Source organism: Mycobacterium sp. IDUB_5, from assembly GCF_055419565.1.
In genome coordinates, this window is record NZ_JBVAXX010000009.1 from 201,433 (window position 1) to 222,780 (window position 21,348).

The window sequence follows — 21,348 nt, forward strand, 5'->3', positions numbered from 1 at the left end:
GACAACTACAAAGCGTCATACTTGCACCTGTGACGAGCGCTGTAGGGACTTCGGGAACCGCCATCACGTCGCGTGTGCATTCGCTGAACCGTCCGAACATGGTCAGTGTTGGCACCATCGTGTGGCTTTCCAGCGAGTTGATGTTCTTTGCTGGCCTGTTCGCGATGTACTTCACGGCCCGCGCCCAGGCCGGCGGTGACTGGCCGCCCCATCCGACCGAGCTGAACCTCTATCTCGCCGTGCCGGTGACGCTGGTGCTGATCGCCTCGTCGTTCACCTGCCAGATGGGCGTGTTCGCCGCCGAGCGCGGCGACGTGTTCGGGCTGCGTCGGTGGTACCTGCTGACCTTCGCGATGGGCGCCTTCTTCGTCGCCGGTCAGGGCTACGAGTACTACCACCTGGTGCACGAGGGCACGACGATCCCCGGCAGCGCGTACGGCACCGTCTTCTATCTGGCCACCGGCTTCCACGGCCTGCACGTCATCGGCGGTCTGGTGGCATTCATCCTGCTGCTGCTGCGCACCAGGATGAGCAAGTTCACCCCGGCGCAGGCCACCGCCGCGATCGTGGTCTCGTACTACTGGCACTTCGTCGACATCGTCTGGATCGCCCTGTTCGCCGTCATCTACTTCGTCCGATGACGGATTCGACGAGCACGCCGGGCAGCCCGCAGAAAAGAAGGGGTTCGATGACAAGCAAGTCCAAGCGCCGGTTGCGCCGGCGCGTCTCGGCGGCACTGTTGCTGCTGATCGGACTGGCAGTGGCAGGTGGCCTGGCGGCCACGTTCACGCCGACGCCGCAGGTGGCTGTCGCCGACGAGTCCGCCTCGGCGATGCTGCGCACCGGCCAACAGCTCTACGAGACGTCGTGTGTGTCCTGCCACGGAGCGAACCTGCAGGGTGTGGCCGACCGCGGTCCGAGCCTGATCGGTGTCGGCGAGGCCGCCGTGTACTTCCAGGTGGCCACCGGCCGCATGCCCGCGATGCGCGGCGAGGCGCAGGCGATGCGCAAGGATCCCGCCTTCGACGAGGCGCAGATCGACGCGCTGGGTGCCTACGTCCAGGCCAACGGCGGCGGCCCCGTCGTCCCGCGCGACGAGAACGGCGCGATCGCTTCGCAGTCGCTGATCGGCAACGACGTCGCCCGCGGTGGCGACCTGTTCCGGCTGAACTGCGCCTCCTGCCACAACTTCACCGGCAAGGGCGGCGCCCTGTCGTCGGGGAAGTACGCGCCCGATCTGGGTGAAGCCGCGGCGGTGCCCGCACAGGTCTACACCGCGATGCTGACCGGCCCGCAGAACATGCCGAAGTTCTCGGACCGCCAGCTGTCCCCTGACGAGAAGCGCGACATCGTCGCCTACGTGAAGGAAGCGGCCGAGACGCCGACGCCCGGTGGTCTCGGGCTGGGCGGCTTCGGGCCCACCTCCGAGGGCATGGTCGCGTGGATCATCGGCATGGTGGCCATCATCGCGGCCGCCCTCTGGATCGGAGCACGGGCATGAGCGACGCCACCAGCACCCACGAGAACACCGGCAAGGGCACTGATTCGCCCGGTCAGCAGGGTGAAGCGGGACAGCCCACCGACGCGCAGCTCGCCGAGATGTCTCGCGAGGAGCTGCTCGAACTCGGCGGCAAGCTCGACGGCGTCGAGATCGTCTACAAGGAGCCGCGCTGGCCCGTCCCGGGCACCAAGGCCGAGAAGCGCGCCGAGCGCACCGTCGCCTATTGGCTTCTGTTCGCCGGCTTCTGCGGTCTGGCACTGCTGCTGATCTTCTTGTTCTGGCCGTGGGAATACAAGCCGTTCGGCTCCGAGGGCGAGTGGCTGTACGCCCTGACGACGCCGCTGTACGGCCTGACGTTCGGCCTGTCGGTCCTCGCGATCGGTGTCGGCGCAGTGCTGTTCCAGAAGAAGTTCATCCCCGAGGAGATCTCGATCCAGGAGCGCCACGACGGCGCCTCCCCCGAACTGCACCGCCGCACCGTCGCCGCCAACCTCGGTGACGCCCTGGAGGGCTCGACGCTGAAGCGGCGCAAGCTGATCGGGCTCTCCCTCGGCATCGGGTTCGGCGCGTTCGGGCTCGGCACCGCGGTGGCCTTCATCGGTGGTCTGATCAAGAACCCGTGGAAGCCCGTCGTGCCGACGGCCGAGGGCATGAAGGCCGTCCTGTGGACGTCGGGGTGGACGCCCCGCTACAAGGGCGAGACCATCTACCTGGCGCGCGCCACCGGTCAGCCCGGCGAGTCGCCGTTCGTCAAGATGCGCCCGGAGGACATCGACGCCGGCGGCATGGAAACCGTGTTCCCGTGGCGCGAATCCGACGGCGACGGCACCACCGTCGAGTCCGAGCATCACCTGTTCGAGATCGCGATGGGTGTGCGCAACCCGGTCATGCTCATCCGTATCCGACCCGGCGACATGTCGCGCGTGGTCAAGCGGCAGGGCCAGGAGAGCTTCAACTTCGGCGAGCTGTTCGCCTACACCAAGGTGTGCTCCCACCTGGGCTGCCCGTCGTCGCTGTACGAGCAGCAGACCTACCGGATTCTGTGCCCGTGCCACCAGTCGCAGTTCGACGCGCTGCACTTCGCACGGCCCATCTTCGGACCGGCGGCCCGCGCGTTGGCGCAGCTACCGATCACCATCGATCAAGAGGGCTACCTTGTAGCCAACGGTGATTTCATCGAACCCGTCGGACCGGCATTCTGGGAGCGCAAGTCATGAGCCCACGACCCAACATGGCCGAGATCGCCGCCAACCAGGGCGAAGCGATCGACTCGCGATACCACCCGTCGGCTGCGGTCCGCCGCCAGCTCAACAAAGTGTTCCCGACCCACTGGTCGTTCCTGCTCGGTGAGATCGCGATGTACAGCTTCATCGTGCTGCTCCTCACCGGTGTGTGGCTCACGCTGTTCTTCGATCCGTCCATGGCACACGTCACCTACGACGGCGTCTATCAGCCGCTGCGCGGCGTCGGGATGTCGCGGGCGTACGAGACGGCGCTCGACATCAGCTTCGAGATCAGGGGCGGTCTGTTCGTCCGGCAGGTGCACCACTGGGCGGCGCTGCTGTTCGCCGCGTCGATCATGGTCCACCTGGCACGCATCTTCTTCACCGGCGCGTTCCGCCGGCCGCGCGAGGCCAACTGGGTGATCGGCTCGTTGCTGCTGATCCTGGCGATGTTCGAGGGCTTCTTCGGTTACTCGCTGCCCGACGACCTCCTCTCGGGTACCGGTATCCGCGCCGCGCTGTCGGGCATCACGATGGGCATCCCGGTCGTCGGTACCTGGATGCACTGGGCGCTGTTCGGCGGCGACTTCCCGGGCGAGATCCTCATCCCCCGCCTCTACGCGCTGCACATCCTGCTGATCCCGGGGATCATCCTGGCGCTGATCGGTGTGCACCTCGCCCTGGTGTGGTTCCAGAAGCACACGCAGTTCCCCGGCCCCGGCCGCACCGAGACCAACGTCGTCGGCGTTCGCGTCATGCCGGTGTTCGCGGTCAAGTCCGGCGCGTTCTTCGCCGTCACCGTCGGCATCCTCGGCCTGATGGGTGGCCTGCTGCAGATCAACCCGATCTGGGTGCTGGGGCCCTACAAGCCGTCCCAGGTGTCGGCGGGTAGCCAGCCGGACTTCTACATGATGTGGACCGACGGACTCATCCGACTCTGGCCGGCGTGGGAGTTCTACCCCTTCGGCCACACCATCCCGCAGGGCGTGTGGGTGGCGCTGGGCATGGGCCTGGTGTTCATGCTGCTGATCGCCTACCCGTTCCTGGAGAAGAAGTTCTCCGGCGACGACGCCCACCACAACCTGTTGCAGCGCCCGCGTGACGCACCGACGCGCACGGCGATCGGGTCGGCAGCGATCGCGCTGTACATCGTGCTGACCTTCGCCTGCATGAACGACATCATCGCGCTGAAGTTCCACATCTCGCTGAACGCGACGACGTGGATCGGCCGCATCGGCATGGTGGTGCTGCCGGCGATCGTGTACTACCTCGCCTACCGCTGGGCGGTGGCCTTGCAGCGCAGCGACCGCGCGGTGCTCGAGCACGGCATCGAGACGGGCATCATCAAGCGGCTGCCGCACGGTGCCTACATCGAGTTGCACCAGCCGCTGGGTCCGGTCGACGAGCACGGTCACGCCATCCCGCTCGAGTACCAGGGCGCGGCTCTGCCGAAGCGCATGAACAAGCTCGGCTCGGCGGGCGCTCCCGGCTCGGGCAGCTTCCTCAGCGCAGATCCCGCGTCCGAGCGCGATGCGCTCACCGAGGCGGCCCACGCGGCCGAGCATCGGGCTCTCACGGCGCTGCGTGAGCGGGTCGGCCACAACGGCTCGAACGGTCACGGATCGAACGGCCACGGGTCGTCGAACGGCCACTCCAACGGGTCGTCCGACAACGGTCATCACTGATCAGACACCAACGACGATGCGCCCCGGCTCCGGCCGGGGCGCATCGTTTTGTGCGGGCGCGGATACAGGCTCGGATTCGGGCTGCGCTCCGGGGCTGATCCGAGGCGATCAGGCGTCGGTGTGGCTCCGTAGCTCGCGCAGGAAGTACACCGGGAGACCGACCATCGCGACGGTGACGACGCCGGCGGCCCCGTAGAACACCCAGGACGTCACGTCGTTGTCGACGGCCATCAGGTAGGTCGCGGTCCCGATCAGCACGTAGGCAACGCCCATCGCGCAGCCGATCGAGGCAGCGCAGCGCAGCGTCAGCTGTTCGACCAGCGGAGAGGATGCCGCACTGGGAGCGACGACGGGCGGGGCGACAGCGCGGATCTTCTCGGTGGGCGCTTCGGCGACCCGTGGCGGTGCACTCCCCTGCCCGCCGGCGGCCGCCGTCGGACGCGGTGTCGACTCGTGGGGCTCCCGGTCGCCGCGCGCATCGCGGCGGGCCCGCAGCAGCAGCGGAACAGCGGCGAGGATCACCGCAGCGGACACGCCGATCACGACGTAGAGAAACCAGGGTGTCCCGGAGTCCCCTGTCGACGCGGTGCGGCCGCCGCCGAGGTTGACCAGCGCCACCGTCGCGGCGACGCCGGCCCCCAGGGCGGCGAGCCAGGCGGCCGCGCAGCCGCCGAGCAGGATGCGGTCGGTGCGGTCCGGGGTGTAGGGAGCAGCGGGGGTCGTCATACCGGCTAGCAGTTGGTCTGGGCGGTGTTGTTGGTGTTCGAGGACAACACCGTGCCGTCGCTGGTGGTGATCGAGCAGTTCAGCCGGCTGACCAGGAAAAGGCTGGACGCTTGCACGGAGCCCACCTCGGACTGTGAGATCGGGGTGACCGTCAGCGACCACGGGATGTAGACGTTGCGCTGGGTGCGGCTGCGGCCGGAGGCATCGGTGTAGGTCACCGTGATGATGTCGCCGGGCGCCTTGGTGCCTGTCACGGAGTACGTGACCTGGCGTGGGCCTGCCCGCGTCGTGGTGGGCGGCGGGGGCGGCGCTTCGGTCGTGGTCGGCGGCGGGGGCGGAGGCTCCTCGGTGCTCGGCGGTGGCGGCGGCGGTTCGGTGACCGTCACCGTCTCCGGCGGGGGTGGAGGCGGTTCCTCGGTGGTCGGCGGCGGAGGCGGCGGGGGTGGCGGCGTCGTGGTGGTGATCTCGTCCTGCACGGGCGGTGGCGGCGCACTGGTGGTGGTCTCCGGCGTCGCGAGGTTGTCCGTGTCGGTGCGCGTCACCAGGACCGACACCGACACCACCAGCGCGATGGCGGCGATGATCGCGACGACGCCGACGACCCAGGGCCACCGCGGCGGATCGGGGGTCTCCCCGGCATCGGCCGGCGCGTCGTAGCTGTCGTAGTCGTAGAGCGATGATTCGGCGGGAACGTAGGGCGCGCTGACGAACTGTTCGGATTCCGGCGCGGAGTACGCCTGCGAGTACTGGTCGGTCGCACCGGTGCCGGACGCGCCGGCGTCACTGTCCGGGGTGAGACCCGAGACGTCCTGTGTCGGTTCGTCGGCTGAAGACCGGTCGCCCGGCTCGTCGCCTCTAGGCCCGCTCATGTGCGTCAATCCTTCTCAGCCAGCTTCTCGGGCGCCGATCACCGCCGATGGCGGCTCGCGGTGCGCCGGCAACACTACCCAACCGGGATGGCGCGGTGCGGGACAGGAAGGCGGTCACTGGCCAACTCATGCCGGATTGTGACCTTGCCCCGGACAGCGGCACGCAACGCCGAGGATGGCTAGTGCTTCTCGGGCCCGGTGTGGTACTCGAAGACAAGACCGGACACCGTGGTGAGCACGAAGCAGACACCCGCGACGATGAGCCACGGCAGCCACAGCGCCATGCCCACGGCGGTGACCGAGGCCGACAGCGCGATCATGACCGGCCACCAGCTGTGTGGGCTGTAGAAGCCCAGTTCGCCTGCGCCGTCCGCGATCTCGGCATCTTCGTAGTCCTCGGGGCGGGTGTCCAGCCGGCGGGCGACGAAGCGGAAGAACGTGCCGGTGATCAGCGTCAGGCCCGTGGTCAGGGCCAGTGCCGTGGTACCGGCCCACTCCACGCCGCCGGTGGCGAACAGCGCGGTGAGCACCGCGTACACGACTGTCGCCAGCGCGAAGAACGCCGTGAGGAACTCGAACAACCGGGCTTCGATATGCATGTGCTGTCCTACCTGCTCGCCTGGGGCGCCTGCTCACCGCGGCGCGTGTCGAACGGCTTGGTGGTGGTCGCGACCGGCGACTGGTTGATCGCCTGCAGCGCCTCGGCGTTGGTCTTACCGGCGATGCGCTGATCCATGTAGGCCTTGAAGTCGTTGGGCTCCACGACACGCAGCTCGAAGTTCATCATCGAGTGGTAGGTGCCGCACATCTCGGTGCAGCGGCCCACGAAGGCACCGGTTTGATTGATCTCGCTGACCTGGAAGATGTTGTCGGAGTTGTTCGCCTTGGGGTCCGGCAGCACGTCGCGCTTGAACAGGAACTCCGGCACCCAGAAGCCGTGGATGACGTCGGCCGAGGCGATCTGGAACTCGATGCGCTTACCGGCCGGCACCACCAGCACCGGGATCTCGGTCGACGAACCCAACGTCTCGACCTTGTCGAAGTTCAGGTAGGTGCGGTCCTCCGGGTTGAGGCCCCGGATCGCGCCGACGCGCTCCTCGCCGTTCTCGTAGGTGCCCTCCGGCTTGGAGGTCATGGCCTCTTTACGGGCGTTGTCGACGCCGTCGTAGGTGAAGGTGCCGTCACCGAAGTTGATCTTCTGGTAGCCGAATTTCCAGTTCCACTGGAAGGCGGTGACGTCGACGACGACCTCGGGATTGGGGTCCTTGTGCAGCATCTTCTCCTGCACGACGACGGTGAAGTAGAACAGCACCGAGATGATGAGGAACGGGGTGACCGTCAGCGCGAGTTCGAGCGGCATGTTGTAGCCGAACTGGCGGGGCAGTTCCTGCTCGCCCTTCTTCTTGCGGTGGAACACCACGGTCCAGAACAGCATCACGTAGACGATCGCGCCGACGACGAGCGCGGCGATCATGGAACCGATCCACAGCTCGCGGTTCAGGTGAGCTTCCGGGGTGATGCCCTTGGGCCATCCCAGGGCGAGAGCATCGGACCAGCTGCACCCACTGAGCAGGACCGTCGTCCCCCCCAGGAGCAGGGACAATGCCACCAACTTCAGGCCACGAGCGGGCACGTTGGCGCCTCCTACCAAGTCGATCGACCGCCGGACGGTCAGACGGCTGCATTGAATACTACGCAGCGTAGACCACGCTTCCCCCGCAGTTCCATGCGACCGGACCAATGTCAGGAAGTGCCCACACACGCCTGTCCGAGAGCGCGCGCGACATTAGGCATACTGACGCCGTGTGCGGACTGTTGGCGTTGGTGACCGATCCTGGCCATGAGGTCTCCCCCAGCCTCGTCGAGGCCGTCTCCGGCGCCAGCCATCTGATGCGCCATCGGGGCCCCGACGAGCCGGGGACCTGGAACGACGACCGTGTGGTGCTGGGTTTCAACCGCCTGTCGATCATCGACATCGCCCACAGCCACCAGCCGTTGCGCTGGGGGCCGGCCGAGGCGCCGGAACGCTATGCGCTGGTGTTCAACGGCGAGATCTACAACTACCTCGAACTGAGGGAGGCGTTGCGCGCCGAGCACGGCGCGGTCTTCCACACCGACGGTGACGGCGAGGCCATCGTGGCCGCCTTCCACTACTGGGGCGCCGAGGCGCTCACGCGGTTGCGCGGCATGTTCGCGTTCGCGCTGTGGGACACCGTCACCGAGGAGCTCTTCTGCGCCCGCGACCCGTTCGGAATCAAGCCGCTCTACATGGCCACCGGCCCCGGCGGCACCGCCGTCGGCAGTGAGAAGAAGTGCCTGCTCGACATCGCCGGGCAGCTGGGCATCGATCTGAGCATCGACGAGCGGGCCGTGCAGCACTACACCGTGCTGCAGTACGTGCCGGAGCCCGAGACGCTGCAGCGCGGTGTACGCCGGCTGGAATCGGGCAGCTATGCGCGGGTGCGGCCCGGTGCCGCGCCGGAGGTCACGCGGTACTTCACCCCGCGTTTCGCCCCCGTGCCGTTCGCGGCGGGCAGCGAACAGACCCGCTACGACGAGATCACCGCGGTGCTCGAGGACTCGGTGGCCAAGCACATGCGTGCCGACGTCACGGTCGGGGCGTTCCTGTCGGGCGGCATCGACTCCACGGCGATCGCGGCGCTGGCGATGCGGCACAACCCGCGGCTGATCACGTTCACGACGGGCTTCGAACGTGCCGGCTTCTCCGAGGTCGACGTCGCGGTCGCCTCGGCGGAGGCGATCGGCGCCCGGCATGTGACGAAGGTGGTGAGCCAGGCCGAATTCGTCGAGGCACTGCCCGAGATCGTCTGGTACCTCGACGAGCCGGTGGCCGACCCCGCCTTGGTGCCGTTGTTCTTCATCGCCCGCGAGGCGCGCAAGCACGTCAAGGTGGTGCTCTCGGGTGAGGGTGCCGACGAGTTGTTCGGCGGCTACACGATTTACCGAGAACCGTTGTCGCTGAAGCCGTTCGACTATCTGCCACGCGGACTGCGCAAGTCCGTCGGCCGGATGGCCGGTCCGCTGCCCGAGGGCATGCGGGGCAAGAGTCTGCTGCACCGCGGGTCGCTGACGCTCGAGGAGCGCTACTACGGCAATGCGCGCAGCTTCTCCGACGCGCAGCTGCGGGCGGTCCTGGCGCGGTTCCGCCCCGAGTGGACGCACACCGACGTGACCGCGCCGGTGTATGCACAGTCGGCCGGTTGGGATCCGGTGGCGCGGATGCAGCACATCGACCTGTTCACCTGGCTGCGCGGCGACATCCTGGTCAAGGCCGACAAGATGACGATGGCGAACTCACTGGAGCTGCGGGTGCCGTTCCTGGATCCCGAGGTGTTCGCGGTCGCTTCCCGGTTGCCGTATGACCAGAAGATCACCCGGTCGACGACGAAGTACGCCTTGCGCAGGGCGCTGGAGCCGGTCATTCCCGCGCATGTGCTGCACCGTCCGAAGCTGGGCTTCCCGGTGCCCATCAGGCACTGGCTGCGGGCCGGCGAGCTGCTGGACTGGGCGTACGCGATGATCGCATCGTCGGGCGCAGGCGAGATGATCGACCTGGCGGCGGTGCGGGCGATGCTCAACGAGCACCGGATGGGCGGCGCCGATCACAGTCGCCGGCTGTGGACGGTGCTGATCTTCCTGCTGTGGCACGCGATCTTCATCGAGAACAGCGTGACGCCGACGATCAGCGAGCCGACCTACCCCGTCCAGCTCTAGGCGAGCGCCTGGGCGATCTCGCGGCCCGCCTCGTCGCCGTAGGCATCGGTCAGCCGCGCGATCGCGTCGTCCCGGTCCCACGTCCACTCCTGCGGACCCGGCGCCTCGAGCACCAGCGTCGCGACCAGCGAGGCCAGCTGCGCGGCCCGCTCCAGCGACAACCCTGCGTCGCGGCCGGTGAGGAACCCCGCACGGAACGCGTCGCCGATGCCCGTCGGGTCTTCGCGGCGCCGCTCGGGCACGACGTCGACGTGGACGAACGTCCCGTCCCGACCGACCAGGTCGACACCCTTCTCGCCCAGCGTGGTGACCCGCAGCTGGATCTGCTGCATCACCTCGGCCTCCGACCAGCCGGACTTCTGCAGCAGCAGGTCCCACTCGTAGTCGTTGGTGAACAGGTACGTGGCGCCGTCGATCAGCCGCCGGATCTCGTCGCCGGAGAGGCGGGCCAGCTGCTGGCTCGGGTCAGCTGCGAACGCCAGGCCCAGCGCGCGGCATTCCTCGGTGTAGAGGAACATCGCCTCGGGGTCGTTCGCCCCGATGATCACCAGATCTGGTGTGCCGGTGCGGGATACGACATCGGCGAGCTTGATGTTGCGAGACTCCGACATGGCGCCGGGGTAGAACGACGCGATCTGCGCCATGTCTTCGTCGGTGGTGCAGACGAACCGGGCGGTGTAGGCGGAGTCCGACACCAGCACCGCATCGCAGTTGACGCCCGCCGCGGTCAGCCACTCGCGGTAGTCGTCGAAGTCGGCACCGACCGCACCGATCAGCGTCGGCCGCCCACCCAGGACGCCCATCGCGTAGGCCATGTTCCCGGCGACGCCACCCCGGTGCATCACCAGATCGTCGACGAGGAAGCTCAGCGACACCTTCTGCAGGTGGTCGGCCAGCAATTGCTCGGAGAAGCGGCCGGGAAAGCGCATCAGATGATCGGTGGCGATCGATCCGGTCACGGCAATGGTCACGCAGCTACACCCTTCGTGAAGTCGTCAGACACCCTAGTCGGGCCTCGTCGGCGGAGTCTTCGCCGGCCGGAGCAGCCTGCGCACGTGCGCTAACCTGCCTATGAGTGCCCCTACTGGGCCACTGTAGAGGCAACACAATCCCTGAACGCAATCCACAGACTGCAACCCACCGACCTGCCCGGGAGTTCATGTATGACTGGTCCCTACCCGCCCCACTACGGAGCCGGACCAGCAGGACCGCAGGACTACCCCGCAGGTTACGGCCAGCCGCACCCGCAGGCGCAGCCCCAGCCCTACCCCGATTCCGGCTTCGCCGCCGCCTATCCGGGCGCGCTGCCGCCGCCGGTGCCCTACCCTCCGCGCAGACGGCGCTGGGTCGCGATCGTGGCGGCTGTCATCGCGGTGCTCGCGGTCGCGGGCGTGGTGACGGCGGTGGTTCTCACCCGCGGTGGCGGTGATGACTCCCCCGGCGGCGCGTTGACCGAGGCGTCGGCGCGCGCGGCGATCCAGAACTATCTCGATGCGCTGTCGGGCGGCGACGCCGAGACGGTGGCGCGCCACAGCCTGTGCGGATTGTTCGACGCGGTCAAGGAGCGCCGTTCGGATCTGGCGCTGGCGAGCCTCTCGAGCGACGCGTTCCGCAAGCAGTACAGCAGCGCACAGGTGAGCTCGATCGACAAGATGGTGCTCTCGTCCCCGACGCAGGCCCAGGTGTTGTTCACGATGAAGGTGACACCGGAGAGCCGCTCCTCGAGCACCCGGCCCGCCGATGCCGACGAGCAGGCGATCGCTCAGCTGGTCTCGGTCGACAACGACGTGCTGGTGTGCTCCTACCTGCCGCGCACGGCAGGCCAGTACTAGATCAGTTGAAGGAGTCGCCGCAGGCGCACGAGCCAGTGGCGTTGGGGTTGTCGATGGTGAACCCCTGCTTCTCGATCGTGTCGACGAAGTCGATGCTGGCACCCTGCACGTAGGGAGCGCTCATCCGGTCCACCGTGAGGTTCACCCCGCCGAACTCGACGGTGAGGTCACCGTCGAGGGTGCGGTCGTCGAAGAACAGGTTGTAGCGCAAGCCCGCGCAGCCACCCGGCTGCACCGCGATCCGCAGTGCCAGGTCATCGCGACCCTCCTGGTCGAGCAGCGCTTTCGCCTTGCTCGCCGCGGCCTCCGTCAGGATCACGCCGTGTTGGGCGTCGGTGGCCTGCCCTGCCTGCACTGCCGACTCGTCCTGAACAGTCATGAATACTCCTGTGTGGATGTTCGTGGGTGAGGCCCCGAACGCCGTGACCCCACGCTTTCAACGGTACCTCGTTTGAACAGTATTCCCGCGGTCTGACCCCATTCTCCCCATCTACGTCCACGTGGCGGCGACCGCGGCAGCCAGGCTGGTGAGCTGCTCGGCCGCCTCGTCAATGGCCCGCCGCACCGACCCGGCGTGCTCGGCGATCGCGTGGGCTGCCGTGATTCCCGCGGCGCGGCGCTCCTGCTCCGACAGCGTGACCTGACCGGCCATGACGAGCACCGGCACGCCCCGGCGGCCTGCTCCCGCGGCCAGCGCGCTGACCACCTTGCCGTGCAGCGACTGATCGTCGAAACGCCCCTCACCGGTGATGACGAGGTCCGCCGCGTCGAGATCGGCGGCCAGGCCGGTGTGCTCGGCGATGATCGCGGCCCCGGATTCACGCCGCGCGCCCAGCGCGAGCAGCGCCGCCCCCAGACCGCCGGCCGCGCCCGCCCCCGGCTCGTCCCGAATGGCTCGGCCGGCGGCGTCGTCGAGATGCTGAGCCCACGCCGTCAGCCGGTCTTCGAGTGCGTCGACGGTGGCGGGATCGGCGCCCTTCTGGGGCCCGAACACCGTGGCCGCGCCTCGGGGGCCGAGCAGCGGGTGTTCGACGTCACTGGCGGCGATCAGGTCGACGTCGGCCAACAGATCGCGCGCGGCCGTGAGCCCGCCGAGCGCCTCGACCATGCCGCGTCCGCCGTCGGTGCTGCCGCTGCCGCCGAGCCCGACGACGATGCGGCGCGCCCCTGCCTCCAGCGCAGCGGCGATCAGCGTTCCGACCCCGCGGGTGTGGGCGTCCACGGCGGTACGCACCGTGGGACCGCCGCCGAGCAGCGCCAGTCCGCACGCCTGCGCGCATTCGATGTAGGCCGTCGCCGGCGGGCCCGAGTCGAACACCCAGTCGGCGTCGACGTCGACGGTCAGTGGCCCGCTGACCCGCGTGGTGCGACGCTCCCCCAGCCGGCTGGCCAGGACGTCGACGAAGCCGGGTCCGCCGTCGGACTGCGGCGCCACGATGAGCTGATCGTCCGGCCGTGCGCTTTCCCATCCGGTCGCGACGGCGCGGGCCGCAGCGACCGCGGTGAGGCTGTCGCCGAAGGAGTCCGGCGCGATCAGGACGGTCCGGGTCATCTTCGGAAGATTAGGTCGCAGTCGGGGGTGCTGCACGGCGGGCTGGGTCGATCGGACACGCGCGAAGTAACCTGGCACGTGTGAAACTGCTGGGCCGCAAGAACGACGACTCCGGGGATGATCGTCCGGGTTCGACCTCCACCCACGACACCGCCGCGGAGGCCGCGCAGAGTGGGCGCGTGACGACGGCGCCCAAGGGCAGGCCCACCCCGAAACGCAACGAGGCGAGCCGCCGCCGCGGACCGGTCGCGCCGGCGCCGATGACGAGCGCCGAGGCTCGCCGGCGCCGCAAGGAGCTGCGCGGCCCGAAGCTCTCCCGAGAGGAGCGCAAGGCCGAGAAGCTCGAGCGCCGCGCCACCATGTCGGAGCGCCGCGAGAAGATGATGGCCGGCGACGACTCCTACCTGCTGCCGCGGGACAAGGGCCCGGTGCGCCGCTACGTGCGTGATCTGGTCGACTCCCGGCGCAACATCCTCGGTCTGTTCATGCCGGCCGCGCTGGGGCTGATCCTGGTCATGCTGGCGGTGCCGTCGGTCCAGGTGCAGCAGATGATCTCCCCGGCGATGCTGGTACTGGTGCTGATCATGGTCGTCGACGGCATCTTCCTAGGCCGCCGGGCGAACCGAATGGTCGACCAGAAGTTCCCCGGCAACACCGAGTCCGGATGGAAGCTCGGCTTCTACGCCGCCAGCCGCGCGTCGCAGCTGCGGCGGATGCGCGCACCGCGCCCGCAGGTCGAGCGTGGCACGAAAATCGACTGACGCCGTCGGTGTCCTACTTCCCTGAGATCGCCGCCCCAGATTCCGACGCAGCGGCCGCCGCACGGACCCGGCAGGCGCAGCTGACCAAACCCACCGGGGCGCTGGGGCGCCTCGAAGACCTCTCCGTGTGGGTGGCGTCGTGCCAAAGCGCTTGCCCGCCAGAGCAATTCCAGCGTGCCAGGGTCGTGGTGTTCGCCGGCGACCACGGGGTCACCGCGGCGGGAGTATCGGCCTATCCGGCCGAGGTCACCGCGGCGATGATGGCCAATTTCGCCGCCGGCGGCGCCGCGGTCAACGTGCTGGCCTCCCTCGCCGACGCCGGAGTGCGCGTCGTCGACATCGCGGTCGACGTCGAGGAGCCGCTGTCGCCGGATGTCGGCGCGCACAAGGTGCGCCGCTCGAGCGGCAACATCGCCGTCGAGGACGCGCTGACGCCCGACGAGGTGGTCGCGGCCATCGAGGCCGGCAGACGCATCGCCGACGAGGAGGTCGACGCCGGCGCCGACCTCCTGATCGCGGGCGACATGGGCATCGGCAACACCACGCCGGCCACCACGCTGGTGGCCGCCCTGACCGGGGCGGAACCGGTTGCCGTGGTCGGCCGTGGCACCGGCGTCGACGACGCAGGCTGGGCACGCAAGACCGCCGCGATCCGCGACGCGCTCTACCGCACCAAACGGCTGTCCGCGGATCCGATTGCGCTGCTGCGCATCTGCGGGGGTGCTGATCTCGCGGCGATGACGGGGTTCTGCGCCCAGGCCGCGCTGCGGCGCACCCCAGTGCTGCTCGACGGCGTCGTGGTGACCGCGGCGGCGTTGGCCGCCGAGCGGCTGGCGCCCGGCGCCCGGCTGTGGTGGCAGGCCGGGCACCGCTCCACCGAACCCGCGCACGGTATGGCGCTCACCGAGCTGGGGTTGACGCCGATCGTCGATCTCGGGATGCGCCTCGGCGAGGGCTCGGGCGCCCTGGTGGCGCTGCCGGTGCTGCGCGCCGCGGTCGCGACACTCGCATCGATGGCCACGTTCGAAGAGGCCGGGATCTCCGAGGGCTGACCGTGATCCGTTCACTGGCAGGCGCTTTCGCGTTCTCGACGATCCTGCCGGTTCCAGCCTCACGCACCGCGCTCGTCGGTCGCGGTGTGGTCACCGCGCTGCCCGTCGCCGGCGCAGCGTTGGGCGCGGTGGCAGCCGCGGTGCTGGCCGCAGGGTTCTGGGCGTTCGGCACAGGCAGTCCGCTGGCAGGTGCGCTGGTGGTGGCGACGCTGCTGCTGGCGACCCGCGGCCTGCACATCGACGGCCTCGCCGACACCACCGATGCGCTCGGCTGCTACGGCCCGCCTGAGCGAGCGCTCGCAGTGATGCGGGAAGGTACGGCGGGCCCGTTCGGGGTGGCCGCCGTGGCGGCGACGATCCTGATCCAGGGGCTTGCATTCGCGCAGGCGGGCTGGGCCGCCGTGGTCGTCGCGGTCATGGCGGGACGCGTCGCGGTGGTGCTGGCGTGCCGCCGTGGCGTGCCTGCGGCAGCGGGCAGCGCGCTGGGCGGCGCGGTCGCGGGGACACAACCGGCGTGGGTGCCGGGCGTGTGGGCCGTGGCTGCGGCGACCGCGGCCGCGCTGGTGTGTGATCGGCCGTGGCAGGGGGCGCTGGCGGTGCTGGCGGCAATCGCGTGCAGCACCCTGCTCGTCGCACACTGCGTACGCCGGTTCGGCGGTATCACCGGCGACGTGCTGGGTGCCGCGGTCGAGGTGACGACGACGGTCGCAGCCCTCGGCCTCGCGATCCGCTAGCCCAGTCGCGTCATCCAACCGTGGGTGTCGGCGAAGGTGCCGCGCTGGATGCCGGTCAGCGTGTCGCGCAGCGCCATGGTGATCTCGCCGGGTTCGCCGTCGGCGATCGTGAACTCGCCGTCGCTGTGCTTGACGTGGGAGACCGGGGTGATGACGGCGGCCGTGCCGCAGGCGAACACCTCGGTGATCTCGCCGGCCGCGGCCTTCTTCTGCCATTCGTCGACGTCGATCTTGCGCTCCTCGACCGCGAAGCCGGCGTCAGTGGCCAACTGCAGCAACGAGTCCCGCGTGATGCCGGGCAGCAGCGAACCCGACAGCTCGGGGGTGACCAGCCGCGCGGTGCCACCGCTGCCGAAGACGAAGAACAGGTTCATCCCGCCCATTTCTTCGACGTAGCGGCGCTCGATCGCGTCGAGCCACACCACCTGGTCGCAGCCGTGGTCGGCGGCTTCGGCCTGCGCGAGCAGCGACGCCGCGTAGTTGCCGCCGAACTTGGCGGCGCCGGTGCCACCCGGTGATGCCCGCACGTATTCGTGGGACAGCCACACGCTTACGGGCTTGATGCCGCGCGGGAAGTAGGCGCCGGCAGGTGAGCCGATGACCAGGTAGCGGTACTGGTCGGCGGGGCGCACACCCAGACCGGATTCGGTCGCGATGACGAACGGCCGCAGGTAGAGCGACTCCTCCCCGCCGGCCGGCGGCACCCACTGCCCGTCGACCGCGATGAGCTGGCGCAGTGACTCGAGGAACACCTCGGTCGGCAGTTCGGGTATCGCGAGCCGGCGCGCCGAGGTCTGCAGCCGTGCGGCGTTGGCCTCCGGCCGGAACGACACGATGGAGCCGTCGTTCCAGCGGTAGGCCTTCAGCCCCTCGAAGATCTCCTGCGCGTAGTGCAGGACGACCGCCGACGGGTCGAGCTCGATGGGCCCGTACGGCAGCACCCGGGCGTCGTGCCACCCCTGCTCGGCGGTGTAGTCGACCGACACCATGTGGTCGGTGAAGAACTTCCCGAAGCCGGGGTTGGCCAGCACCTGGGCCCGTACCTCGTCACTCGCCGGATTCGCGGTGCGATCGACGGTGAACGAGAGGCCTTCAGTCATGCAGGCGATTGTATAACCGCCTGGGAAGAGATTTATCGCGTGCGGGTGTCCACGAACGGGGGCTTGACCACCTCACACTCGACGGCGCGGCCCCGAACGTCCACCGTCACGCGGGCTCCGTCGGCGACGCCCGCGGCGGTGTCGATCAGCGCCAGCGCGATACCGACTTTAAGTGTGGGAGAGAAGGTTCCGGACGTGGTGACGCCGATGGGGGTGTCACCGTCGAGCACGGTCAGCTCGCCGCGCAGCACGCCGCGGCCGACGGCGCGCAGGCCGCGCAGCGTGCGCCGCGGCCCAGCCTCCTTCTCGGCGAGCAGTGCGTCACGCCCCCAGAAGGCGTCCTTCTTCCAGCCGACCGCCCATCCGCACCGCGCCTGCAGCGGCGAGATGTCGCGCGAGAGTTCGTGGCCGTGCAGCGGATAGCCCATCTCGGTGCGCAGTGTGTCGCGCGCACCGAGCCCGGCGAGCTCACCGCCGGCGGCCCGCACCTTCTCGACCAGTGCGTCGAACACCACCGCGGCTTCATCCCAGGTCGGCAGCAGCTCGTAGCCGTGCTCGCCGGTGTAGCCGGTGCGGCACACCCGCACGTCGACGCCGTCGAACACCGCGTCGGCGTACCCCATGTAGTCCATGTCGGTCGGCAGCCCGAGCCCGCCGACCACGTCGCCCGAGCGGGGCCCCTGCACGGCGAGCACCGCGCGTGACCGGTGCTCGTCGGTGACCGTCACCCCGGCGGGGGCGCGCTCGACCAGCGCGGCGACGACGTCGGCGGTGTTGGCGGCGTTGGGCACGAGGAAGATCTCGTCGTCGGAGACGTAGTAGGCGATGAGGTCGTCGATCACGCCGCCGTCGTCGGTGCAGCACAGCGTGTACTGCGCCTTACCCGGGCCGATGCGGCCCAGGTCGTTGGTGAACGCGGCGTTGACGTAGGAGGCCGAGCCGGGGCCGCTCACCAGCGCCTTGCCGAGGTGGCTGACGTCGAACAGGCCGACCGTCGTGCGGGTGGCGGTGTGCTCGGCGACGGTACCTGCGTAGGACACCGGCATGAGCCAGCCCCCGAATTCGGCGAAGGTGGCCCCGAGCTCGCGGTGCCGGTCTTCGAGCGGGCCGGTCAACGGTGTGTCACTCACGCCGAACCACACTAGTAGGCAGTGGCTAGGGTGAATGTCCGTGAGCACCTCAGTCGGTTACCAGTCCCCTGCCGTCACCGTCGCCAGCGCGCTGCCCAAGCGCAAGGTCACCTCGTCGGTGCTGATCGTGCCGGTCGTCAGCGCAGTGAACACCGCAGATGACGAACCCCGCGCAACCCTCGTCGCGACGCAGCATCTCGACGCAGCCGTGGTCGCTGACATCGAGGCCGCCCTGGCCGCACTGGGCGCCAAGGGCAGTGCGGAACAGGTGACCCGCATTCCGGTCGCGTCGTTACCGGTCGGCAGTGTGCTCGCGGTCGGGCTGGGCAAGAGCCGTGACGAGTACCCCGCCGAGACGATCCGCCGGGCGGCCGGCGCGGCCGCGCGATCGCTCTCCGGTGTGGAGTCGGTGCTGACCACGTTGTCGGTGCTGGACACCGAAGCCGCCGTCGAAGGCCTGATCCTGGGTTCCTACCGCTTCACCGACTTCCGCAGCGACAAGACCGCGCCGAAAGACACCGGCCTGCGCAAGATCACGGCGCTGGCCGCGGACACCAAGTCGGCCACCAAGGAGGCCGCCGCTCGCGGCGAGGCCATCGCGACGGCCGTCAACACGGCGCGCGATTTCGTCAACACTCCCCCGAGCCACCTGTTCCCTGACGAATTCGCCAAGCGGGCAAAGTCTTTGGGCGAGGACGCTGGTCTCGAGGTGGAGGTGCTCGACGACAAGGCGCTGACCAAGGGCGGGTACGGCGGCATCATCGGCGTGGGCAAGGGCTCGTCGCGGCTGCCCCGGCTGGTGCGCCTGGCACACCGCGGTGGCAAGGGCCGCAAGGCCAAGACCGTGGCTCTGGTCGGCAAGGGCATCACGTTCGACACCGGCGGCATCTCGATCAAGCCGGCGGCCAACATGCACCACATGACCTCTGACATGGGTGGGGCGGCCGCGGTCATCGCGACCGTGGTGCTGGCTGCCCGCCTGCGCCTGCCGATCGACGTGATCGCGACGGTGCCGATGGCCGAGAACATGCCGTCAGGCACCGCACAGCGCCCCGGCGATGTGCTGACCCAGTACGGCGGCATCACGGTCGAGGTGCTCAACACCGACGCCGAGGGCCGGTTGATCCTGGCCGATGCGATCGTGCGCGCCTGCGAGGACGAGCCCGATTATCTGATCGAGACGTCGACGCTGACCGGGGCGCAGATGGTCGCGCTCGGTGCGCGCACCCCCGGGGTGATGGGTAGCGACGAGTTCCGCGACCGGGTCGCCGAGATCTCCCAGTCGGTGGGTGAGAACGGTTGGGCGATGCCGCTTCCCGAGGAGTTGAAGGACGATCTCAAGTCGACGGTGGCGGATCTGGCGAACGTGAGCGCGTCGCGCAACGCCGGGATGCTGGTGGCCGGCACGTATCTGCGGGAGTTCGTCGCCGACGGCGTCGCCTGGGCGCACATCGACGTCGCGGTGCCGGCCTACAACTCGGGCGGGCCATGGGGCTACACGCCCAAGGGCGGAACCGGCGTGCCGACGCGGACGATGTTCGCGGTCCTGGAGGACATCGCAGTCAACGGCTGAGCAGTAAACGGCTGAGCAGTCAACGGCTGAGCAGCGCGCCTCAGACGAAGTTGCCGCCGCGGGCGGCGCTGCGCATGGCCGGCGGCGCGGCGTGGGCGATCGCGTAGACCACGCGGGCTTCGAGCGTGACCGGCTCGACGGCCTTGTTCTTGAGGACGGCAGTCACGATCGCGCGGGCGACCTTGTCGGGCCCGTAGCGGCGCAGCGAGAACCCGCGTCGGGCGCGCGCCCGCAGCGCCTCGGTCTCGCCTCGACGCGAGTCGGGCAGCGAGAAGCGGGTGGCGTCGACGATGTTGGTGCCTATCACGCCCGGGCAGATGGTCGTCACCCCGATGCCGGCCGAATCCAGTTCTGCGCGAAGGCAATCGGAGAACATGAATACCGCCGCCTTCGAGGTGCAGTAGGCGTTCATCATGTTGACCGGCGTGTAGGACGCCATCGAGGCGATGTTGACGATGTGCCCGCCGGCCCCCCGTTCGACGAGCCGCCGGCCGAAGGAGCGGCACCCGTTGACCACGCCGCCGAAGTTGATGTCGAGCACGCGGTCGAACTCCTCGGCGGGGGTGTCGAGGAAGTAGCCGGCATGCCCGACGCCCGCGTTGTTGACCACGATGTCAGGCACCCCGTGCTCGCCGCAGACCTCGTCGGCGAATGACTCGACGGCGGCTGCGTCCGCCACGTCGACGACGTAGCGGTGCGCGGCGGCTCCGGCCTCTGCGAGCTGACGGGCGGTCTCGGCCAGTCCGTCGGCGTCGACGTCGCTGATCACCAATTCGGCGCCGTCGCGTGCGAATGCCAGCGCCGTCTCGCGGCCGATCCCGCTGCCGGCACCGGTGACGGAGACCAGCGTGTCGTCGAACGGCCGCCGGCTCTGCCGCACCTCGGCGCGCCGCAACTCCCGGGCCGCGGGGGCGCCGTCGAGGTGCCCGACGAACTGGCTGACCGCGCGGGCGAAGAGCTCAGGGTGGGTGTCCGGGGCGGGCTGCCCGGTGGCGACTTCACGCCGCCACAGGCGCGGCACCGTCGCGGTGAGGTCCTCGGCGCGGCCGGCGGAAGCGATCAGTTGCACCGGGACGTCGACACGCCGCGCGGGACCCGTCGTCCGCCGCCCGAACCGTCGCCGCCCCCGCTCCGACACCGTCACCGACGCGACCGCGGCGTCCGGCCGCGAGATTGCCTCCCACACGGCGGGCACCGCGCGCCCGTGCGCGACGACGTGGACGGGGCGCTGCCCGGCGAGGGCCGCGGCCAGGCCGGCCGGGTCGGTGTGCACGATGCGCGCCTCGGCAAGCAGCGCTGCCATGTCGTCCCAGAGTCGGGGCGAGTCGGGGTGGGCGTGCACCGCCACGATGGTCGGCTCGTCGGTGTTCACGAGCGGCACGCTACTAGCGGTCCAACTCCTCGCGGGCGGCGCGTTTGCGCTCGATGCGGCGCCGCTCGTCGTAGTCGCGCATGCGCTGCGGGTAGCCGACCTTCTGCACGTCGTAGACGGGGATCTTCAACCGGTCCGACAGCTTGCGCGCGCCCGCGTAGCCGCCTGCTCGGCGCCGCGTCCATTCACCATCGGCGGCCACGAGCACCACGGTCACGTCGGTGACGGTGGTCTTGGGTTCCACGAATGCCTCGACACCGGTGTGCTCGGCGACCCATTGCTGCAGGTAGCGCAGATCAGCTGCCGGATCGGTGCCGGCGCGCGCACCACGTCGCCGGCTCTTCAGCGCGTCGAACAATCCCACCTGGGGTCGCTCCTTCCCACTGCCGAACCCCTCGCTTTCGATAGTGCCAGAGCGGTCGGTGCACGCGTCTGCGGCGAAACGTCGCATCGGACGTGACAGGATGGGGAACGACACCTCGAGACCGTGAAATCGACCACGA

Annotated in this window: 21 protein-coding genes; 10 read left to right on the plus strand and 11 right to left on the minus strand. The window is 69.3% G+C overall.

Annotation, left to right across the window (positions count from 1 at the left end):
- Window positions 1–29: 29 nt before the first annotated feature.
- Genes ctaE through qcrB form a run of 4 tightly spaced genes read left to right on the plus strand, consistent with a single transcriptional unit; the run spans window position 30 to window position 4,409 of the window.
- Window positions 30–641, plus strand: a complete 612-nt coding sequence (gene ctaE, locus ACZY1G_RS26840) for an aa3-type cytochrome oxidase subunit III (RefSeq protein ID WP_335330519.1) — start codon at window positions 30–32, stop codon at window positions 639–641.
- Between the two features lie 47 nt (window positions 642–688).
- Window positions 689–1,501 carry a cytochrome bc1 complex diheme cytochrome c subunit gene (gene qcrC, locus ACZY1G_RS26845; protein ID WP_463818233.1) on the plus strand — a complete coding sequence of 271 codons (813 nt, stop codon included), beginning with the start codon at window positions 689–691 and terminating at the stop codon, window positions 1,499–1,501.
- Window positions 1,498–2,718 carry a cytochrome bc1 complex Rieske iron-sulfur subunit gene (qcrA, locus tag ACZY1G_RS26850; RefSeq protein WP_463818234.1) on the plus strand — a complete coding sequence of 407 codons (1,221 nt, stop codon included), beginning with the start codon at window positions 1,498–1,500 and terminating at the stop codon, window positions 2,716–2,718. Before qcrC ends, qcrA begins: the two co-directional genes overlap by 4 nt.
- Window positions 2,715–4,409, plus strand: coding sequence for a cytochrome bc1 complex cytochrome b subunit (qcrB, locus tag ACZY1G_RS26855; protein WP_463824063.1), 1,695 nt, complete (start codon window positions 2,715–2,717; stop codon window positions 4,407–4,409). The genes qcrA and qcrB overlap by 4 nt, the downstream gene beginning before the upstream one ends.
- A 108-nt stretch (window positions 4,410–4,517) precedes the next feature.
- Here the strand turns inward: qcrB and ACZY1G_RS26860 are convergent, their stop codons facing one another.
- The 4 genes from ACZY1G_RS26860 to ctaC all read right to left on the minus strand — a co-directional run bounded on the left by ACZY1G_RS26860 (window position 4,518) and on the right by ctaC (window position 7,637).
- On the minus strand, window positions 4,518–5,135 hold the full coding sequence (locus ACZY1G_RS26860; RefSeq protein ID WP_463824064.1) for a DUF2561 family protein: 618 nt from the start codon (window positions 5,133–5,135) through the stop codon (window positions 4,518–4,520).
- A 5-nt stretch (window positions 5,136–5,140) separates the two neighbouring features.
- Complete coding sequence (locus ACZY1G_RS26865) at window positions 5,141–6,004, minus strand: MmpS family transport accessory protein (RefSeq protein WP_463818237.1); 864 nt, start codon at window positions 6,002–6,004, stop codon at window positions 5,141–5,143.
- A gap of 179 nt (window positions 6,005–6,183) precedes the next feature.
- Window positions 6,184–6,603, minus strand: coding sequence for a cytochrome c oxidase subunit 4 (locus ACZY1G_RS26870; protein ID WP_335330525.1), 420 nt, complete (start codon window positions 6,601–6,603; stop codon window positions 6,184–6,186).
- A gap of 8 nt (window positions 6,604–6,611) precedes the next feature.
- Window positions 6,612–7,637 (minus strand): aa3-type cytochrome oxidase subunit II, encoded by a 1,026-nt coding sequence (ctaC, locus tag ACZY1G_RS26875; protein ID WP_463818238.1) that lies wholly within the window; start codon window positions 7,635–7,637, stop codon window positions 6,612–6,614.
- A gap of 170 nt (window positions 7,638–7,807) precedes the next feature.
- On the opposite strand from ctaC, the gene asnB reads away from it, so the two are divergent.
- A complete protein-coding gene (asnB, locus tag ACZY1G_RS26880) occupies window positions 7,808–9,739 on the plus strand; it encodes an asparagine synthase (glutamine-hydrolyzing) (protein WP_463824065.1) in 1,932 nt (643 codons plus the stop codon).
- Here the strand turns inward: asnB and ACZY1G_RS26885 are convergent.
- Window positions 9,736–10,710 (minus strand): carbohydrate kinase family protein, encoded by a 975-nt coding sequence (locus tag ACZY1G_RS26885; RefSeq protein WP_463824066.1) that lies wholly within the window; start codon window positions 10,708–10,710, stop codon window positions 9,736–9,738. The two genes, asnB and ACZY1G_RS26885, sit on opposite strands and share 4 nt — an antisense overlap.
- Window positions 10,711–10,902: 192 nt before the next feature.
- On the opposite strand from ACZY1G_RS26885, the gene ACZY1G_RS26890 reads away from it, so the two are divergent.
- Entirely contained in the window at window positions 10,903–11,571 is a 669-nt protein-coding gene (locus ACZY1G_RS26890) for an Rv0361 family membrane protein (RefSeq protein ID WP_463824067.1), read from the plus strand.
- Window position 11,572: 1 nt separating this feature from the next.
- Here the strand turns inward: ACZY1G_RS26890 and ACZY1G_RS26895 are convergent, their stop codons facing one another.
- The gene (locus ACZY1G_RS26895; RefSeq protein WP_463818242.1) at window positions 11,573–11,950 is read right to left on the minus strand and encodes a HesB/IscA family protein; all 378 of its coding nucleotides are present in this window, start codon (window positions 11,948–11,950) and stop codon (window positions 11,573–11,575) included.
- Window positions 11,951–12,061: 111 nt separating this feature from the next.
- Window positions 12,062–13,123, minus strand: coding sequence for a glycerate kinase family protein (locus ACZY1G_RS26900; RefSeq protein ID WP_463824068.1), 1,062 nt, complete (start codon window positions 13,121–13,123; stop codon window positions 12,062–12,064).
- Between the two features lie 80 nt (window positions 13,124–13,203).
- Here ACZY1G_RS26900 and ACZY1G_RS26905 point away from each other — a divergent pair, with 80 nt between their 5' ends.
- The 3 genes from ACZY1G_RS26905 to ACZY1G_RS26915 are packed head-to-tail and all read left to right on the plus strand — an operon-like array spanning window position 13,204 to window position 15,670.
- Window positions 13,204–13,884: a DUF3043 domain-containing protein gene (locus ACZY1G_RS26905; RefSeq protein WP_463818244.1), complete on the plus strand. Its 681-nt coding sequence runs from the start codon at window positions 13,204–13,206 to the stop codon at window positions 13,882–13,884.
- Window positions 13,885–13,892: 8 nt separating this feature from the next.
- Complete coding sequence (cobT, locus tag ACZY1G_RS26910; RefSeq protein ID WP_463824069.1) at window positions 13,893–14,936, plus strand: nicotinate-nucleotide--dimethylbenzimidazole phosphoribosyltransferase; 1,044 nt, start codon at window positions 13,893–13,895, stop codon at window positions 14,934–14,936.
- A 2-nt stretch (window positions 14,937–14,938) separates the two neighbouring features.
- The gene (locus ACZY1G_RS26915; protein ID WP_463824070.1) at window positions 14,939–15,670 is read left to right on the plus strand and encodes an adenosylcobinamide-GDP ribazoletransferase; all 732 of its coding nucleotides are present in this window, start codon (window positions 14,939–14,941) and stop codon (window positions 15,668–15,670) included.
- Here ACZY1G_RS26915 and ACZY1G_RS26920 read toward each other — a convergent pair.
- Window positions 15,667–16,770 carry a branched-chain amino acid aminotransferase gene (locus tag ACZY1G_RS26920; RefSeq protein WP_463818247.1) on the minus strand — a complete coding sequence of 368 codons (1,104 nt, stop codon included), beginning with the start codon at window positions 16,768–16,770 and terminating at the stop codon, window positions 15,667–15,669. The two genes, ACZY1G_RS26915 and ACZY1G_RS26920, sit on opposite strands and share 4 nt — an antisense overlap.
- A 32-nt stretch (window positions 16,771–16,802) precedes the next feature.
- A complete protein-coding gene (gcvT, locus tag ACZY1G_RS26925; protein WP_463824071.1) occupies window positions 16,803–17,900 on the minus strand; it encodes a glycine cleavage system aminomethyltransferase GcvT in 1,098 nt (365 codons plus the stop codon).
- Window positions 17,901–17,940: 40 nt separating this feature from the next.
- Here gcvT and ACZY1G_RS26930 point away from each other — a divergent pair, with 40 nt between their 5' ends.
- Window positions 17,941–19,473: a leucyl aminopeptidase gene (locus ACZY1G_RS26930; RefSeq protein ID WP_463824072.1), complete on the plus strand. Its 1,533-nt coding sequence runs from the start codon at window positions 17,941–17,943 to the stop codon at window positions 19,471–19,473.
- 40 nt (window positions 19,474–19,513) lie between these two features.
- On the opposite strand, the gene ACZY1G_RS26935 is transcribed toward ACZY1G_RS26930, so the two are convergent.
- Window positions 19,514–20,854: an SDR family oxidoreductase gene (locus ACZY1G_RS26935; RefSeq protein ID WP_463824073.1), complete on the minus strand. Its 1,341-nt coding sequence runs from the start codon at window positions 20,852–20,854 to the stop codon at window positions 19,514–19,516.
- 4 nt (window positions 20,855–20,858) lie between these two features.
- On the minus strand, window positions 20,859–21,209 hold the full coding sequence (locus ACZY1G_RS26940) for an oxidoreductase (RefSeq protein ID WP_463818251.1): 351 nt from the start codon (window positions 21,207–21,209) through the stop codon (window positions 20,859–20,861).
- Window positions 21,210–21,348: the final 139 nt, after the last annotated feature.